25 protein-coding genes are annotated in these 14695 nt (G+C 65.7%); all 25 read left to right on the top strand.

What is annotated here, in order from left to right; translation table 11 throughout:
• Positions 1 to 7: 7 nt before the first annotated feature.
• Positions 8 to 1201, top strand: a complete 1194-nt coding sequence (gene tuf / locus WAB15_RS18655) for an elongation factor Tu (protein ID WP_052859607.1) — start codon at positions 8 to 10, stop codon at positions 1199 to 1201.
• Between the two features lie 419 nt (positions 1202 to 1620).
• Positions 1621 to 1929 (top strand): 30S ribosomal protein S10, encoded by a 309-nt coding sequence (rpsJ, locus tag WAB15_RS18650; RefSeq protein ID WP_003948644.1) that lies wholly within the window; start codon positions 1621 to 1623, stop codon positions 1927 to 1929.
• A gap of 14 nt (positions 1930 to 1943) precedes the next feature.
• Positions 1944 to 2588: a 50S ribosomal protein L3 gene (gene rplC, locus WAB15_RS18645; protein WP_393487424.1), complete on the top strand. Its 645-nt coding sequence runs from the start codon at positions 1944 to 1946 to the stop codon at positions 2586 to 2588.
• 8 nt (positions 2589 to 2596) lie between these two features.
• Complete coding sequence (rplD, locus tag WAB15_RS18640) at positions 2597 to 3247, top strand: 50S ribosomal protein L4 (RefSeq protein ID WP_399146541.1); 651 nt, start codon at positions 2597 to 2599, stop codon at positions 3245 to 3247.
• Positions 3247 to 3570, top strand: coding sequence for a 50S ribosomal protein L23 (gene rplW, locus WAB15_RS18635; RefSeq protein ID WP_399146542.1), 324 nt, complete (start codon positions 3247 to 3249; stop codon positions 3568 to 3570). The genes rplD and rplW overlap by 1 nt, the downstream gene beginning before the upstream one ends.
• 39 nt (positions 3571 to 3609) lie before the next feature.
• Complete coding sequence (rplB, locus tag WAB15_RS18630) at positions 3610 to 4446, top strand: 50S ribosomal protein L2 (RefSeq protein WP_128507206.1); 837 nt, start codon at positions 3610 to 3612, stop codon at positions 4444 to 4446.
• Between the two features lie 12 nt (positions 4447 to 4458).
• Positions 4459 to 4740, top strand: a complete 282-nt coding sequence (rpsS, locus tag WAB15_RS18625) for a 30S ribosomal protein S19 (protein WP_018090899.1) — start codon at positions 4459 to 4461, stop codon at positions 4738 to 4740.
• 44 nt (positions 4741 to 4784) lie between these two features.
• Positions 4785 to 5132 (top strand): 50S ribosomal protein L22, encoded by a 348-nt coding sequence (gene rplV / locus WAB15_RS18620; RefSeq protein WP_004571827.1) that lies wholly within the window; start codon positions 4785 to 4787, stop codon positions 5130 to 5132.
• Positions 5132 to 5959 carry a 30S ribosomal protein S3 gene (rpsC, locus tag WAB15_RS18615; RefSeq protein ID WP_069567069.1) on the top strand — a complete coding sequence of 276 codons (828 nt, stop codon included), beginning with the start codon at positions 5132 to 5134 and terminating at the stop codon, positions 5957 to 5959. Before rplV ends, rpsC begins: the two co-directional genes overlap by 1 nt.
• A gap of 5 nt (positions 5960 to 5964) precedes the next feature.
• Complete coding sequence (gene rplP / locus WAB15_RS18610; protein ID WP_366329817.1) at positions 5965 to 6384, top strand: 50S ribosomal protein L16; 420 nt, start codon at positions 5965 to 5967, stop codon at positions 6382 to 6384.
• The gene (rpmC, locus tag WAB15_RS18605) at positions 6384 to 6608 is read left to right on the top strand and encodes a 50S ribosomal protein L29 (RefSeq protein ID WP_046927445.1); all 225 of its coding nucleotides are present in this window, start codon (positions 6384 to 6386) and stop codon (positions 6606 to 6608) included. The genes rplP and rpmC overlap by 1 nt, the downstream gene beginning before the upstream one ends.
• Positions 6608 to 6889 carry a 30S ribosomal protein S17 gene (gene rpsQ, locus WAB15_RS18600; protein ID WP_030589651.1) on the top strand — a complete coding sequence of 94 codons (282 nt, stop codon included), beginning with the start codon at positions 6608 to 6610 and terminating at the stop codon, positions 6887 to 6889. The genes rpmC and rpsQ overlap by 1 nt, the downstream gene beginning before the upstream one ends.
• A 104-nt stretch (positions 6890 to 6993) precedes the next feature.
• Positions 6994 to 7362 (top strand): 50S ribosomal protein L14, encoded by a 369-nt coding sequence (gene rplN / locus WAB15_RS18595; protein WP_003998823.1) that lies wholly within the window; start codon positions 6994 to 6996, stop codon positions 7360 to 7362.
• Positions 7363 to 7365: 3 nt separating this feature from the next.
• Positions 7366 to 7689 carry a 50S ribosomal protein L24 gene (gene rplX, locus WAB15_RS18590; protein ID WP_030413017.1) on the top strand — a complete coding sequence of 108 codons (324 nt, stop codon included), beginning with the start codon at positions 7366 to 7368 and terminating at the stop codon, positions 7687 to 7689.
• Positions 7689 to 8249, top strand: a complete 561-nt coding sequence (rplE, locus tag WAB15_RS18585) for a 50S ribosomal protein L5 (protein WP_030074789.1) — start codon at positions 7689 to 7691, stop codon at positions 8247 to 8249. The genes rplX and rplE overlap by 1 nt, the downstream gene beginning before the upstream one ends.
• Positions 8250 to 8251: 2 nt before the next feature.
• Positions 8252 to 8437 carry a type Z 30S ribosomal protein S14 gene (locus WAB15_RS18580; RefSeq protein ID WP_004571834.1) on the top strand — a complete coding sequence of 62 codons (186 nt, stop codon included), beginning with the start codon at positions 8252 to 8254 and terminating at the stop codon, positions 8435 to 8437.
• A gap of 239 nt (positions 8438 to 8676) precedes the next feature.
• The gene (gene rpsH, locus WAB15_RS18575; protein ID WP_030413019.1) at positions 8677 to 9075 is read left to right on the top strand and encodes a 30S ribosomal protein S8; all 399 of its coding nucleotides are present in this window, start codon (positions 8677 to 8679) and stop codon (positions 9073 to 9075) included.
• Positions 9076 to 9097: 22 nt separating this feature from the next.
• Positions 9098 to 9637, top strand: a complete 540-nt coding sequence (gene rplF / locus WAB15_RS18570; RefSeq protein WP_384429904.1) for a 50S ribosomal protein L6 — start codon at positions 9098 to 9100, stop codon at positions 9635 to 9637.
• A gap of 3 nt (positions 9638 to 9640) precedes the next feature.
• Complete coding sequence (gene rplR, locus WAB15_RS18565; protein WP_407286936.1) at positions 9641 to 10024, top strand: 50S ribosomal protein L18; 384 nt, start codon at positions 9641 to 9643, stop codon at positions 10022 to 10024.
• A gap of 46 nt (positions 10025 to 10070) precedes the next feature.
• Positions 10071 to 10673, top strand: a complete 603-nt coding sequence (gene rpsE, locus WAB15_RS18560; RefSeq protein WP_006604888.1) for a 30S ribosomal protein S5 — start codon at positions 10071 to 10073, stop codon at positions 10671 to 10673.
• A complete protein-coding gene (gene rpmD, locus WAB15_RS18555; RefSeq protein ID WP_384429910.1) occupies positions 10673 to 10855 on the top strand; it encodes a 50S ribosomal protein L30 in 183 nt (60 codons plus the stop codon). The genes rpsE and rpmD overlap by 1 nt, the downstream gene beginning before the upstream one ends.
• Position 10856: 1 nt before the next feature.
• The gene (gene rplO, locus WAB15_RS18550) at positions 10857 to 11312 is read left to right on the top strand and encodes a 50S ribosomal protein L15 (protein ID WP_393487431.1); all 456 of its coding nucleotides are present in this window, start codon (positions 10857 to 10859) and stop codon (positions 11310 to 11312) included.
• Positions 11313 to 11539: 227 nt separating this feature from the next.
• Positions 11540 to 12853 (top strand): preprotein translocase subunit SecY, encoded by a 1314-nt coding sequence (gene secY / locus WAB15_RS18545; RefSeq protein WP_399146543.1) that lies wholly within the window; start codon positions 11540 to 11542, stop codon positions 12851 to 12853.
• Positions 12853 to 13509 (top strand): adenylate kinase, encoded by a 657-nt coding sequence (locus WAB15_RS18540; RefSeq protein WP_399146544.1) that lies wholly within the window; start codon positions 12853 to 12855, stop codon positions 13507 to 13509. The genes secY and WAB15_RS18540 overlap by 1 nt, the downstream gene beginning before the upstream one ends.
• A 163-nt stretch (positions 13510 to 13672) precedes the next feature.
• Complete coding sequence (map, locus tag WAB15_RS18535; RefSeq protein WP_407286935.1) at positions 13673 to 14515, top strand: type I methionyl aminopeptidase; 843 nt, start codon at positions 13673 to 13675, stop codon at positions 14513 to 14515.
• Positions 14516 to 14695: the final 180 nt, after the last annotated feature.

Here is a 14695-nt window from a genome sequence, read left to right as displayed (position 1 = left end):
GGAACCAGTGGCGAAGGCGAAGTTCGAGCGGACTAAGCCGCACGTCAACATCGGCACCATCGGTCACATTGACCACGGTAAGACGACCCTCACGGCCGCCATTACCAAGGTGCTGCACGACGCGTACCCGGACCTGAACGAGGCCTCGGCCTTCGACCAGATCGACAAGGCTCCTGAGGAGCGCCAGCGCGGTATCACCATCTCCATCGCGCACGTCGAGTACCAGACCGAGTCGCGTCACTACGCGCACGTCGACTGCCCCGGTCACGCGGACTACATCAAGAACATGATCACGGGTGCGGCGCAGATGGACGGCGCCATCCTCGTGGTCGCCGCCACCGACGGCCCGATGCCGCAGACCAAGGAGCACGTGCTCCTGGCCCGCCAGGTCGGCGTTCCCTACATCGTTGTCGCCCTGAACAAGGCCGACATGGTGGACGACGAGGAGATCCTGGAGCTCGTCGAGCTCGAGGTCCGTGAGCTCCTCTCCGAGTACGAGTTCCCGGGCGACGACGTCCCGGTCGTCAAGGTCTCGGCGCTCAAGGCGCTCGAGGGCGACGCCGAGTGGGGCAAGTCCGTCCTCGACCTGATGAAGGCCGTCGACGAGTCGATCCCGCAGCCCGAGCGCGACGTCGACAAGCCGTTCCTGATGCCGATCGAGGACGTCTTCACGATCACCGGCCGTGGCACCGTTGTCACCGGTCGTATCGAGCGTGGTGTCCTCAAGGTCAACGAGACCGTCGACATCATCGGCATCAAGACCGAGAAGACCACCACCACGGTCACCGGCATCGAGATGTTCCGGAAGCTCCTCGACGAGGGCCAGGCCGGTGAGAACGTCGGTCTGCTCCTCCGCGGCATCAAGCGCGAGGACGTCGAGCGCGGCCAGGTCATCATCAAGCCGGGCTCGGTCACGCCGCACACCTCCTTCGAGGCGCAGGCGTACATCCTGTCGAAGGACGAGGGTGGCCGTCACACCCCGTTCTTCAACAACTACCGCCCGCAGTTCTACTTCCGTACCACGGACGTGACCGGCGTCGTGACCCTCCCCGAGGGCACCGAGATGGTCATGCCGGGCGACAACACCGAGATGACGGTCGAGCTGATCCAGCCGGTCGCCATGGAGGAGGGCCTGAAGTTCGCCATCCGTGAGGGTGGCCGGACCGTCGGCGCCGGCCAGGTCACCAAGATCAACAAGTAATTGTTGATCCGGTTGATCCGGTAGCAGTTCTTCGAGGAGCCCCGTCCACCAGCAGGTGGGCGGGGCTCCTTGACAGTTGGGGTCCGATTGGCCTTACGCATCCCACGTATGGCACACTGTCCAGGTTGCTCGGTTGAGTGCCGATGCTGCGCGCCTCCCGCCGGGAGGACTGGAAGCGAGTCCCAGGTATTCGTCGTCCCTTCTCAGGGCCGGAAATACGGGAATCTTCCGGGAAGCGTCAGCGGGGTGCCTCGGCCAGGCGCCCGGTGGGTGTTCTTCCCCTGCCTTCTCCTTCTTGAAGGATCTCTCGTGCGGAGATTTACGAGAAGGGGTGCGACACGCCCGACCGCGTGGGTCGGAGAAGAACGCGAACCTTCCGGGTCCCAGAGCGTTACGAGAGACAGGACTACGAAGTAGCCATGGCGGGACAGAAGATCCGCATCCGGCTCAAGGCCTACGACCACGAGGTCATCGACTCCTCGGCGAAGAAGATCGTCGAGACGGTGACTCGCACTGGTGCGTCGGTCGCGGGCCCGGTGCCGCTGCCCACTGAGAAGAACGTGTACTGCGTCATCAAGTCGCCGCACAAGTACAAGGACTCGCGCGAGCACTTCGAGATGCGCACGCACAAGCGCTTGATCGACATCCTCGACCCGACGCCCAAGACCGTTGACTCGCTGATGCGCCTGGACCTTCCGGCCGGCGTTGACATCGAGATCAAGCTCTGAGAGGCGCGGAACAGATGGCTAAGCAGATCAAGGGCATCCTGGGCGAGAAGCTCGGCATGACCCAGGTCTGGGACGAGAACAACCGTGTCGTCCCGGTGACCGTGGTGAAGGCCGGCCCCTGCGTCGTTACCCAGGTGCGCACCAATGACCAGGACGGTTACGACTCCGTCCAGATCGCCTTCGGCGAGATCGACCCGCGCAAGGTGAACAAGCCCCTCAAGGGCCACTTCGCGAAGGCCGACGTCACCCCCCGTCGTCACCTCGTCGAGGTCCGTACTCCCGATGCCGGTGAGTACTCCCTCGGCCAGGAGCTGACCGCTGAGACCTTCGAGTCCGGCGTCAAGGTGGACGTGACCGGCAAGAGCAAGGGCAAGGGCTTCGCCGGCGTCATGAAGCGTCACGGCTTCCACGGCGGCAAGGCGTCCCACGGTGCCCACCGTGTGCACCGTAAGCCTGGCTCCATCGGTGGCTGCGCCACCCCGGGCCGCGTGTTCAAGGGCATGCGGATGGCCGGCCGTATGGGCAATGAGCGGGTCACCACCCAGAACCTGACCGTCCATGCCGTTGACGCGGAGAAGGGTCTGCTGCTCATCAAGGGCGCAGTTCCTGGTCCGAACGGCGGCCTCGTCCTGGTCCGTACCGCGGCCAAGGGGGCCTGAGGTAACCGATGAGCACCATTGACATCCTTTCGCCTGCTGGCGACAAGGCCGGTACCGTCGAGCTCCCCACGGAGATCTTCGACGCCAAGGTCAGCGTTCCGCTGATCCACCAGGTCGTTGTCGCGCAGCTGGCCGCTGCCCGTCAGGGTACGCACAAGACCAAGACTCGCGGCGAGGTCCGCGGCGGTGGCAGGAAGCCGTACCGCCAGAAGGGCACCGGCCGCGCGCGCCAGGGTTCGACCCGTGCGCCGCAGTTCGCCGGCGGTGGCGTCGTCCACGGCCCCGTGCCGCGTGACTACTCGCAGCGGACGCCCAAGAAGATGAAGGTCGCCGCCCTGCGCGGTGCCCTCACCGACCGGGCCCGCAACAGCCGTATCCACGTCGTTTCCGGCGTGGTCGAGGGCGGGGCCTCCACCAAGGCCGCCAAGGCGCTCCTCGGCAAGGTCAGCGAGCGCAAGAACGTGCTCCTGGTCGTCGAGCGCAGCGACGAGGCCGCGTGGCTGTCCGCCCGCAACCTGCCCCAGGTTCACCTCCTGGAGCCGGGCCAGCTGAACACGTACGACGTGCTCGTCTCCGACGACGTGGTCTTCACCAAGGCCGCCTTCGAGTCCTTCGTGTCTGGCCCCAAGGCCGCTGAGACCGAAGGGAGCGACGCCTGATGACTGAGGCCGTCGTCACCAGCAAGACCTTCTCGGACCCGCGTGACGTGCTCGTCAAGCCGGTTGTCTCGGAGAAGAGCTACGCCCTGCTGGACGAGAACAAGTACACGTTCATCGTCGCGCCGGGCTCGAACAAGACCCAGATCAAGCAGGCCGTCGAGGCGGTCTTCTCGGTCAAGGTCACCGGGGTCAACACGATCAACCGGCAGGGTAAGCGCAAGCGCACCAAGACCGGTTTCGGCAAGCGCTCGAACACCAAGCGCGCCATCGTGACCCTCGCCGAGGGCGACCGTATCGACATCTTCGGCGGCCCGGTCTCCTAACGGAGTCCGAGTCGTCCGGAATCGGACGAGGACTGAGAAATGGGTATCCGCAAGTACAAGCCGACGACCCCGGGCCGTCGTGGCTCCAGCGTCGCCGACTTTGTCGAGATCACGCGGTCCACGCCGGAGAAGTCGCTGGTCCGCCCGCTGCACAGCAAGGGCGGCCGTAACAACGCCGGTCGTGTGACCGTTCGCCACCAGGGTGGTGGCCACAAGCGCGCCTACCGCGTGATCGACTTCCGTCGTCACGACAAGGACGGCGTGCCGGCCAAGGTCGCGCACATCGAGTACGACCCGAACCGCACCGCGCGCATCGCGCTGCTGCACTACGCAGACGGCGAGAAGCGCTACATCATCGCGCCCCGTGGCCTGAGCCAGGGTGACCGGATTGAGAACGGCGCTGGCGCCGACATCAAGCCGGGCAACAACCTGCCGCTGCGTCACATCCCCGTGGGTACGACGATCCACGCGATCGAGCTGCGTCCGGGCGGCGGTGCGAAGTTCGCCCGCTCGGCCGGTGCCTCCGTGCAGCTGCTGGCGAGGGAGGGCTCGATGGCCCACCTTCGTATGCCGTCCGGTGAGATCCGCCTGGTCGACGTGCGCTGCCGCGCCACCGTCGGCGAGGTCGGCAACGCCGAGCAGTCGAACATCAACTGGGGTAAGGCCGGCCGTATGCGCTGGAAGGGCGTCCGCCCGACCGTGCGTGGTGTCGTGATGAACCCCGTCGACCACCCGCACGGTGGTGGTGAGGGCAAGACCTCCGGTGGTCGCCACCCGGTCTCGCCGTGGGGTCAGAAGGAGGGTCGTACTCGTTCGCCGAAGAAGGCGAGCAACAAGTACATCGTCCGCCGCCGCAAGACGAACAAGAAGCGCTAGGAGCGGGTTTAGATGCCGCGCAGTCTCAAGAAGGGGCCCTTCGTCGACGACCACCTTTCCAAGAAGGTGGATGTTCAGAACGATGCCGGCACCAAGAACGTCATCAAGACCTGGTCCCGCCGCTCCATGATCGTCCCGGCCATGCTCGGCCACACGATCGCGGTGCACGACGGCCGCAAGCACGTCCCGGTGTTCGTCACCGAGTCGATGGTCGGCCACAAGCTCGGCGAGTTTGCGCCGACCCGCACCTTCCGCGGCCACGAGAAGGACGACCGCAAGTCGCGTCGTCGCTGATCGACCGGAGTGCGAAGACTATGACTGACACTGAAGGGACAACCATGGAAGCCAGGGCCCAGGCGCGGTACATCCGCGTCACGCCCATGAAGGCCCGCCGCGTGGTGGACCTTATCCGTGGCATGGATGCCACGGAGGCTCAGGCGGTCCTGCGTTTCGCCCCGCAGGCCGCGAGCGTGCCGGTGGGCAAGGTGCTGGACAGCGCCATTGCCAACGCCGCGCACAACTACGACCACACCGACGCCTCTTCGCTGGTCATCAGCGAGGCGTACGTCGACGAGGGCCCGACCCTGAAGCGGTTCCGTCCGCGTGCCCAGGGTCGTGCCTACCGGATCCGCAAGCGGACCAGCCACATCACCGTGGTCGTCAGCAGCAAGGAAGGAACCCGGTAATGGGCCAGAAGGTAAACCCGCACGGGTTCCGGCTCGGTGTGACGACGGACTTCAAGTCCCGTTGGTACGCCGACAAGCTGTACAAGGACTACGTCAAGGAAGACGTCGCCATTCGTCGCATGATGACGAAGGGCATGGAGCGCGCCGGTATCTCCAAGGTGGAGATCGAGCGCACCCGTGAGCGCGTCCGCGTTGACATCCACACCGCTCGTCCGGGCATCGTCATCGGCCGCCGCGGCGCCGAGGCGGACCGCATCCGCGGCGAGCTGGAGAAGCTGACCGGCAAGCAGGTCCAGCTGAACATCCTCGAGGTCAAGAACCCCGAGACCGATGCGCAGCTGGTGGCCCAGGCCGTCGCCGAGCAGCTCTCGTCCCGCGTCTCCTTCCGTCGCGCCATGCGTAAGAGCATGCAGTCGACGATGAAGGCCGGCGCCAAGGGCATCAAGATCCAGTGCGGTGGCCGTCTCGGCGGCGCCGAGATGTCCCGCTCGGAGTTCTACCGCGAGGGCCGTGTGCCCCTGCACACGCTCCGTGCGAACGTCGACTACGGCTTCTTCGAGGCCAAGACCACCTTCGGCCGCATCGGCGTGAAGGTCTGGATCTACAAGGGCGACGTCAAGAACATCGCCGAGGTGCGCGCCGAGAACGCTGCCGCCCGTGCGGGTAACCGCCCGGCTCGCGGTGGCGGCAACGACCGCCCGCGTCGCGGTGGCGAGCGCGGCGGCCGCGGCGGCCGCAAGCCGCAGCAGCAGAGCGCCGCTGCCGAGGCCCCCAAGGCCGAGGCCGCTGCCGCTGCTCCGGCGGAGACCCCCGGAACGGAGGCCTGACCGACATGCTGATCCCTCGCAGGGTCAAGCACCGCAAGCAGCACCACCCGAAGCGCAACGGTATGGCCAAGGGTGGCACCGAGCTGGCCTTCGGTGAGTACGGAATCCAGGCCGTCACTCCGGCCTACGTGACGAACCGTCAGATCGAGTCCGCTCGTATCGCGATGACCCGTCACATCAAGCGTGGCGGCAAGGTCTGGATCAACATCTACCCGGACCGCCCGCTCACGAAGAAGCCCGCCGAGACCCGCATGGGTTCCGGTAAGGGTTCGCCGGAGTGGTGGATCGCGAACGTCAAGCCCGGTCGGGTGATGTTCGAGCTGTCCTTCCCGAACGAGAAGGTTGCTAAGGAGGCGCTGACCCGCGCCGCCCACAAGCTTCCGATGAAGTGCCGCATCGTTCGGCGCGAGGCAGGTGAATCGTGATGTCGGCCGTTACCAAGGCGTCCGAGCTGCGCGAGCTGAACAACGAGGACCTCGTTGCCAAGCTCCGTGAGGCTAAGGAAGAGCTGTTCAACCTCCGCTTCCAGGCGGCGACCGGACAGCTCGAGAACCACGGCCGGCTGAAGGCCGTCCGCAAGGACATCGCCCGGATCTACACCCTGATGCGTGAGCGCGAGCTGGGCATCGAGACGGTGGAGAGCGCCTGATGAGCGAGAAGAATGTGACTGAGACGAACGAGCGCGGTTTCCGCAAGACCCGTGAGGGTCTCGTCGTCAGCGACAAGATGGACAAGACCGTCGTCGTCGCTGTCGAGGACCGCGTCAAGCACGCGCTGTACGGCAAGGTCATCCGCCGTACCAACAAGCTCAAGGCGCACGACGAGCAGAACGCTGCCGGCGTCGGCGACCGCGTCCTCCTGATGGAGACCCGGCCGCTGTCCGCCAGCAAGCGTTGGCGCATCGTCGAGATCCTCGAGAAGGCCAAGTAATCCCTCCTAGGGGGACCCCCTAGGAACAGTTCCGCCAGGCTCGGCGAGAAGCGCGAAGCACTCGCGCTTCTCGCCGGGAACCGGCAGACATTCAGGAGATAGACGTGATCCAGCAGGAGTCGCGACTGCGGGTCGCCGACAACACTGGTGCGAAGGAAATCCTTTGCATCCGTGTTCTCGGTGGTTCCGGTCGCCGCTACGCGGGCATCGGTGACGTCATCGTCGCCACCGTCAAGGATGCGATCCCCGGTGGCAACGTGAAGAAGGGTGACGTCGTCAAGGCGGTCATCGTTCGCACCGTCAAGGAGCGCCGCCGTCCCGACGGCTCGTACATCCGCTTCGACGAGAACGCGGCCGTCATCCTCAAGAACGATGGCGACCCCCGCGGCACCCGTATCTTCGGCCCCGTGGGCCGTGAGCTGCGCGAGAAGAAGTTCATGAAGATCATCTCGCTCGCGCCGGAGGTGCTGTAACCGATGAAGATCAAGAAGGGCGACCTGGTCCAGGTCATCACCGGTAAGGACAAGGGCAAGCAGGGCAAGGTCATCCAGGCCTTCCCCCGCGAGGACCGCGTCCTGGTCGAGGGTGTCAACCGGGTCAAGAAGCACACCAAGGCCGGCCAGACCGCTCGTGGTTCGAAGACCGGCGGCATCGTGACGACCGAGGCCCCCATCCACGTCAGCAACGTTCAGCTGGTTGTGGAGAAGGACGGCCAGAAGGTTGTCACCCGCGTCGGATACCGCTTCGACGACGAGGGCAACAAGATCCGCGTTGCCAAGCGGACCGGTGAGGACATCTGATGACTGCCACCACCAACGCGCCGCGTCTGAAGACGCGCTACCGCGAAGAGATCGCCGGGAAGCTGAAGGACGAGTTCTCCTACGAGAACGTCATGCAGATCCCCGGTCTGACCAAGATCGTGGTCAACATGGGTGTGGGCGACGCCGCCCGCGACTCCAAGCTGATCGAGGGCGCCATCCGCGACCTCACCACGATCACCGGCCAGAAGCCGGCCGTCACCAAGGCCCGTAAGTCCATCGCGCAGTTCAAGCTGCGCGAGGGCCAGCCGATCGGTGCCCACGTCACCCTCCGCGGTGACCGCATGTGGGAGTTCCTGGACCGCCTGCTGTCGCTCGCGCTGCCGCGCATCCGCGACTTCCGTGGTCTGTCCCCGAAGCAGTTCGACGGTCGGGGCAACTACACCTTCGGTCTCACGGAGCAGGTCATGTTCCACGAGATCGACCAGGACAAGATCGACCGGACGCGGGGCATGGACATCACCGTGGTCACCACGGCGTCCAACGACGATGAGGGCCGCGCCCTGCTTCGTCACCTCGGCTTCCCGTTCAAGGAGAACTGACCGTGGCGAAGAAGGCTCTGATCGCTAAGGCGGCTCGTAAGCCGAAGTTTGCTGTCCGCGCGTACACGCGCTGCCAGCGCTGCGGCCGTCCGCACTCCGTCTACCGCAAGTTCGGCCTGTGCCGCGTGTGCCTTCGTGAGATGGCTCACCGTGGCGAGCTGCCGGGCGTGACCAAGAGCTCCTGGTAATCCCCCACTTGGGATGACCGGGGCTCTCGGTAAGCAATCGGTCGGCGGGATTCCTGCCCCTTTTTTCCCGTAGGGTAGAGGGGTTTGGGCGTCCCGCCGCCCGAGACCGACCGCGGGTGAAGCCCGCATAACGTCGCTTACTACGCCGTAGGTCCCCGCGCCGCACCCGTCCCGACTCTGATCGGGGAGAGGGATGGCGCACATAGGAAACCCCGGCGAGAGAGGCCGAAGGCCAATTCATGACCATGACTGACCCCATCGCAGACATGCTGACCCGTCTGCGGAATGCGAACTCGGCGTACCACGACACCGTCGTGATGCCGCACAGCAAGATCAAGTCGCACATCGCGGAGATCCTCCAGCAGGAGGGTTACATCACCGGCTGGCGCGTCGAGGACGCCGAGGTTGGCAAGAACCTCGTCCTCGAGCTGAAGTTCGGCCCGAACCGCGAGCGCTCGATCGCCGGCATCAAGCGGATCTCGAAGCCGGGCCTCCGGGTCTACGCAAAGTCCACCAACCTGCCGAAGGTGCTCGGCGGCCTGGGCGTGGCGATCATCTCCACGTCCCACGGTCTGCTCACCGGCCAGCAGGCGCAGAAGAAGGGCGTGGGTGGGGAAGTCCTCGCCTACGTCTGGTAACCCGGGAACGGAGGAATAGCTAATGTCGCGCATTGGCAAGCTGCCCATCCAGGTTCCCGCTGGTGTGGACGTCACCATCGAGGGCCGCACGGTCAACGTGAAGGGTCCCAAGGGCTCCCTTTCGCACACCGTGGCCGCTCCCATCGAGGTCGCCAAGGGTGAGGACGGCGTCATCAACGTCACCCGCCCGAACGACGAGCGTCAGAACAAGGCCCTGCACGGCCTGTCCCGCACGCTGGTGGCGAACATGATCACCGGCGTGACCCAGGGATACAGCAAGGCGCTCGAGATCAGCGGTGTCGGTTACCGCGTCCAGGCGAAGGGCTCCAACCTGGAGTTCGCCCTGGGCTACAGCCACCCGATCGTGATCGAGGCCCCCGAGGGGATCTCCTTCAAGGTCGAGTCCCCGACCAAGCTCAGCGTCGAGGGCATCGACAAGCAGAAGGTCGGCGAGGTGGCGGCGAACATCCGTAAGCTCCGCAAGCCTGACCCGTACAAGGCCAAGGGCGTCAAGTACGCCGGCGAGGTCATCCGCCGCAAGGTCGGAAAGGCTGGTAAGTAAGCCATGGCATACGGTGTGAAGATCGCGAAGGGTGACGCCTACAAGCGCGCCGCCGCCAAGCGTCGCCACATCCGCATCCGTAAGCGGATTTCGGGTACCACGGAGCGTCCGCGTCTGGTCGTGACGCGGTCCAACCGCGGCATCACCGCGCAGGTCATCGACGACATCAAGGGCCACACGCTGGCCTCTGCGTCGAGCCTGGACGCGTCGATCCGTGGTGGCGAGGGCGACAAGAGCGCCCAGGCCCAGAAGGTCGGCTCCCTGGTCGCCGAGCGTGCCAAGGCCGCCGGTGTCGAGGCTGTCGTGTTCGACCGTGGTGGCAAGCAGTACGCCGGGCGGATTGCCGCTCTGGCCGACGCCGCCCGCGAAGCCGGGCTGAAGTTCTAAGCCCCGGTTCCGGAGCTAGCGGACGTAACAGAGAGAGGTAAATCCAATGGCTGGACCCCAGCGCCGCGGGAGCGGTGCCGGTGGCGGCGAGCGGCGGGACCGGAAGGGTCGCGACGGTGGCGCTGCCGCCGAGAAGACCGCGTACGTTGAGCGCGTTGTCGCGATCAACCGCGTCGCCAAGGTTGTCAAGGGTGGTCGTCGCTTCAGCTTCACCGCGCTGGTCGTGGTGGGCGACGGTGACGGCACCGTAGGTGTCGGTTACGGCAAGGCCAAGGAAGTTCCGGCTGCCATCGCCAAGGGCGTGGAAGAGGCCAAGAAGAACTTCTTCAAGGTCCCCCGTATCCAGGGCACCATCCCTCACCCCATCCAGGGCGAGAAGGCTGCGGGCGTCGTCCTGCTCAAGCCGGCTTCCCCCGGTACCGGTGTGATCGCCGGTGGCCCCGTGCGTGCCGTTCTGGAGTGCGCGGGCATCCACGACGTGCTGAGCAAGTCGCTCGGTTCGTCGAACCCGATCAACATCGTGCACGCCACGGTGACCGCGCTTCAGGGCCTTCAGCGCCCCGAGGAGATCGCGGCCCGTCGTGGCCTGCCGCTGGAGGACGTTGCTCCCGCCGCTCTGCTGCGGGCGCGTGCAGGGGTGACCGCGTAATGGCGCACCTCAAGATCACGCAGACGAAGTCCTACATCGGTAGCAAGCAGAACCACCGCGACACCCTTCGTTCGCTGGGCCTTAAGAAGCTCAACGACGTGGTTGTCAAGGAGGACCGTCCCGAGTTCCGCGGCATGGTGCACACCGTCCGCCACCTCGTGACGGTTGAGGAGGTCGACTGACATGGCGGAGCAGAACCCGCTGAAGGTCCACAACCTCCGTCCTGCCCCGGGCGCCAAGACCGCCAAGACCCGCGTGGGTCGTGGCGAGGCGTCCAAGGGTAAGACCGCTGGTCGTGGTACCAAGGGTACGAAGGCCCGTTACCAGGTTCCGGAGCGCTTCGAGGGTGGGCAGATGCCCCTCCACATGCGCCTCCCGAAGCTGAAGGGTTTCAAGAACCCCGCTCACAAGCAGTTCCAGGTCGTGAACCTGGACAAGCTGGCCGCGCTCTACCCGCAGGGTGGCGAGGTCACGGTGGCCGACCTGGTCGCCAAGGGCGCGGTGCGCAAGAACGAGCTCGTCAAGGTCCTGGGCCAGGGCGAGATCTCCGTGGCGCTGCAGGTTTCGGTTGACGCCGTTTCCGGCTCCGCCAAGGAGAAGATCGCCGCTGCCGGCGGCACCGTCACCGAACTCATCTGAGTTCGTTGGTTCAACTGACCGGGGATGCCCATCGTTTGGGGCATCCCCGGTTGGTCGTTCCAAGGGGGTACGGTCGCCGGTAAGGTGGCAGGCACTGCTGTTTTCCGGGGCTCAGGCCCCGGGCCCCCGCCGCGTGGGCCATGTCCGCGCGGTTTTTGGCCTATGTATTCGTCGATCCTCAAGACCGTCACCTCTCGCCCAAGGGGCGAAGAGGCGCAGGAGGCACCGTGCTCACCGCGTTCGCCCGAGCGTTCAAGACGCCCGACCTGCGCAAGAAGCTGCTGTTCACATTGGGCATCATCGTGCTCTACCGGATCGGAGCGCACGTCCCGGTCCCAGGGGTGAACTACGCGAACGTCGAGACCTGCATGCGGCAGGCCGGCGGCAACAGCGGGTTGTTCGCCCTGGTGAACATGTTCAGCGGTGGTGCGCTGCTGCAGATCACGATCTTCGCGCTGGGGATCATGCCGTACATCACGGCGAGCATCATCCTCCAGCTGCTGACCGTGGTGATCCCCAGGCTGGAGGCCCTCAAGAAAGAGGGGCAGTCCGGCACGGCGAAGATCACCCAGTACACCCGGTACCTGACCGTGGCGCTCGCCATCCTGCAGGGCACCGGCCTGGTGGCCACCGCCCGCAGCGGCGCGCTCTTCCAGAACTGCCCGGTCGCCACCGAGATCGTGCCCAGCGACTCGATCTTCACCACCATCACGATGGTCATCACGATGACCGCCGGCACCGCCCTGATCATGTGGCTCGGTGAGCTCGTCACCGACCGCGGTATCGGCAACGGCATGTCCATCCTGATGTTCATCTCGATCGCCGCCGGCTTCCCGGGCGCCCTCTGGCAGATCAAGCTCACCGGCAAGCTCGCCGACGGCTGGATCGAGTTCTTCGCGGTCATCGCGGTCGGGCTGGCGATGGTCGCCCTGGTGGTCTTCGTCGAGCAGGCCCAGCGACGCATTCCGGTGCAGTACGCGAAGCGGATGATCGGCCGCCGGTCCTATGGCGGTACGTCCACGTACATCCCGCTCAAGGTGAATCAGGCGGGTGTGATTCCCGTCATCTTCGCGTCATCGCTGCTCTACATTCCAGCCCTCGTTGCACAGTTCAGCGGGTCGAAGGCGGGATGGGCGACCTGGATCGCCACCAACTTCACCAAGGGAAATCACCCGGTTTACATCGTTACGTACTTCCTGCTGATCGTCTTCTTCGCGTTCTTCTACGTCGCCATCAGCTTCAACCCCGAAGAAGTTGCCGACAACATGAAGAAGTATGGTGGCTTCATCCCGGGTATCCGGGCTGGTCGCCCGACGGCCGAGTACCTCAGCTACGTGCTCAATCGGATCACGTGGCCGGGCTCGCTGTACCTGGGGCTGATCGCGCTCGTACCAACAGTGGCGTTGGTGCTTTTCAACGCGAACCAGAACTTCCCGTTCGGCGGGACGAGCATCCTCATCATCGTGGGTGTGGGCCTGGAGACCGTGAAGCAGATCGAGAGCCAGCTTCAGCAGCGCAACTACGAAGGGTTCCTCCGCTGATGCGAATCGTCCTCGTCGGACCCCCGGGGGCCGGCAAGGGTACGCAGGCTGCGTACCTTGCCAAGAACCTCGCGATCCCGCACATCTCCACGGGGGACCTGTTCCGCGCCAACATCAGTCAGGGCACGCCCCTGGGTGTCGAGGCGAAGTCGTACATGGACGCCGGAAACCTGGTGCCCGACTCGGTCACCATCGGCATGGCCGAGGACCGCATGGAGCAGGCCGACGCCGCGGAGGGCTTCCTCCTCGACGGCTTCCCGCGCAACCTCGGCCAGGCCGAGGCGCTGGACGAGTACCTCAAGACCCACGGCCTCAAGCTGGACGCCGTCCTGGACCTGGAGGTCCCGGAGGACGAGGTCGTCAAGCGGATCGCCGGCCGGCGGATCTGCCGCAAGGACAGCAGCCACGTCTTCCACGCCGAGTACAACAAGCCGAAGACCGAGGGCGTCTGCGACGTCTGCGGCGGCGAGCTGTACCAGCGTGACGACGACCGCGAGGCGACCGTCCGCAAGCGGCTGGAGGTCTACCACACGGAGACCGAGCCGATCATCGACTACTACAAGGCCCAGGACCTGGTCGTGACGATCCCGGCCCTCGGCAAGGTCGAAGAGGTCACGCAGCGCGCGATGGCCGCGCTGCCCTCGCGCGACGCGTAGCAGCAACCGGCTTCGATACGGCCGCGGTGCCCCGACGGGGCGCCGCGGCCGTATCGCGTACGGGTACCGTGGTAGCCGCAATCATCAATTGAGCAACCACGAGGGCGACCGGCCACCTCCGCGAGAGCGGCGGCGGCCCAGCCGCAAGGGAGAGCCAGCCGCAATGGTGGAGATCAAGACCCCCGAGCAGATCGCGAAGATGCGCGAGGCGGGGCTGGTGGTCGCCGCCATCCACGCGGCCACCCGGAAGGTCGCGGTGCCGGGGGCCACGACGAAGGACCTGGACGACGCGGCGCGCAAGGTGCTCGCCGAGCACGGCGCGAAGTCGAACTTCCTCGGTTACGGCGGCTTCCCCGCGACCATCTGCACCTCGGTGAACGATGTCGTGGTGCACGGCATCCCCGACACCGAGACGGTGCTGCAGGACGGGGACATCATCTCCATCGACTGCGGCGCGATCATCGACGGCTGGCACGGCGACGCCGCGTACACCGCCTTCGTCGGATCGGGTCACTCCGCGGAGCTGATCGAGCTCAGCCGGGTCACCGAGGAGTCGATGTGGGCCGGTATCGCGGCGGTCGCCAAGGGCAACCGCCTGGTCGACATCTCCAAGGCGATCGAGGGCTACATCCGGCGCCAGCCCCGTCCGGTCAGCGGCAAGTACGGCATCGTCGAGGACTACGGCGGCCACGGCATCGGCTCGCAGATGCACATGGACCCGCATCTGCTGAACTACGTCGACCGCAAGCGCGGCCGCGGTCCGAAGCTGGTGCCCGGCTTCTGCATCGCGATCGAGCCGATGGTCAATCTCGGTACGCCCAAGACCCACGTCCTCGAGGACGACTGGACGGTCAAGTCGAACGACGGCAGCTGGTCCTCGCACTGGGAGCACTCGGTCGCGCTGACCGAGGACGGTCCGCTGGTGCTGACCTCGCCGGACGGCGGCAAGGCGAAGCTGGCCGAGCTGGGGATCACGGCCGCGCCCGACCCTTCCGCACGGTCTTAAGGGCCGGGGGAGACCCCATCGCCCGAGCGGCTTGCGCCTCGGGGCGCCCCCTGGGCGTAAGGATCACCCCTGGTGGGCAATAATCCAGGATTCGTCTTTTCCTGGGCGCTGGCGTAGACTGACGCGTCGGCTCTCGTGCATCCGTATGCCCGTAAAACGGTGGCGTTCGGTGAATGTCAC

The organism is Streptomyces sirii (assembly GCF_045690365.1).
GTDB lineage: Bacteria > Actinomycetota > Actinomycetes > Streptomycetales > Streptomycetaceae > Streptomyces > Streptomyces sirii.
The sequence above is the reverse complement of the archived record's forward strand: the minus strand, read 5'-3'. Positions and strand labels throughout refer to the sequence as shown.

Coding starts and splice junctions, on each gene's coding strand:
- map (WP_407286935.1), top strand. CDS start 13,673: ATGGTGGAGATCAAGACCCCCGAGCAGATCGCGAAGATGCGCGAGGCG.
- rpsH (WP_030413019.1), top strand. CDS start 8,677: ATGACCATGACTGACCCCATCGCAGACATGCTGACCCGTCTGCGGAAT.
- WAB15_RS18540 (WP_399146544.1), top strand. CDS start 12,853: ATGCGAATCGTCCTCGTCGGACCCCCGGGGGCCGGCAAGGGTACGCAG.
- rpsC (WP_069567069.1), top strand. CDS start 5,132: ATGGGCCAGAAGGTAAACCCGCACGGGTTCCGGCTCGGTGTGACGACG.
- rplX (WP_030413017.1), top strand. CDS start 7,366: ATGAAGATCAAGAAGGGCGACCTGGTCCAGGTCATCACCGGTAAGGAC.
- rplC (WP_393487424.1), top strand. CDS start 1,944: ATGGCTAAGCAGATCAAGGGCATCCTGGGCGAGAAGCTCGGCATGACC.
- rplW (WP_399146542.1), top strand. CDS start 3,247: ATGACTGAGGCCGTCGTCACCAGCAAGACCTTCTCGGACCCGCGTGAC.
- rplD (WP_399146541.1), top strand. CDS start 2,597: ATGAGCACCATTGACATCCTTTCGCCTGCTGGCGACAAGGCCGGTACC.
- rplP (WP_366329817.1), top strand. CDS start 5,965: ATGCTGATCCCTCGCAGGGTCAAGCACCGCAAGCAGCACCACCCGAAG.
- rplB (WP_128507206.1), top strand. CDS start 3,610: ATGGGTATCCGCAAGTACAAGCCGACGACCCCGGGCCGTCGTGGCTCC.
- rpsJ (WP_003948644.1), top strand. CDS start 1,621: ATGGCGGGACAGAAGATCCGCATCCGGCTCAAGGCCTACGACCACGAG.
- rplV (WP_004571827.1), top strand. CDS start 4,785: ATGGAAGCCAGGGCCCAGGCGCGGTACATCCGCGTCACGCCCATGAAG.
- rpmD (WP_384429910.1), top strand. CDS start 10,673: ATGGCGCACCTCAAGATCACGCAGACGAAGTCCTACATCGGTAGCAAG.
- rpmC (WP_046927445.1), top strand. CDS start 6,384: ATGTCGGCCGTTACCAAGGCGTCCGAGCTGCGCGAGCTGAACAACGAG.
- rpsQ (WP_030589651.1), top strand. CDS start 6,608: ATGAGCGAGAAGAATGTGACTGAGACGAACGAGCGCGGTTTCCGCAAG.
- rpsE (WP_006604888.1), top strand. CDS start 10,071: ATGGCTGGACCCCAGCGCCGCGGGAGCGGTGCCGGTGGCGGCGAGCGG.
- rplO (WP_393487431.1), top strand. CDS start 10,857: ATGGCGGAGCAGAACCCGCTGAAGGTCCACAACCTCCGTCCTGCCCCG.
- rplR (WP_407286936.1), top strand. CDS start 9,641: ATGGCATACGGTGTGAAGATCGCGAAGGGTGACGCCTACAAGCGCGCC.
- rplF (WP_384429904.1), top strand. CDS start 9,098: ATGTCGCGCATTGGCAAGCTGCCCATCCAGGTTCCCGCTGGTGTGGAC.
- rplE (WP_030074789.1), top strand. CDS start 7,689: ATGACTGCCACCACCAACGCGCCGCGTCTGAAGACGCGCTACCGCGAA.
- rpsS (WP_018090899.1), top strand. CDS start 4,459: ATGCCGCGCAGTCTCAAGAAGGGGCCCTTCGTCGACGACCACCTTTCC.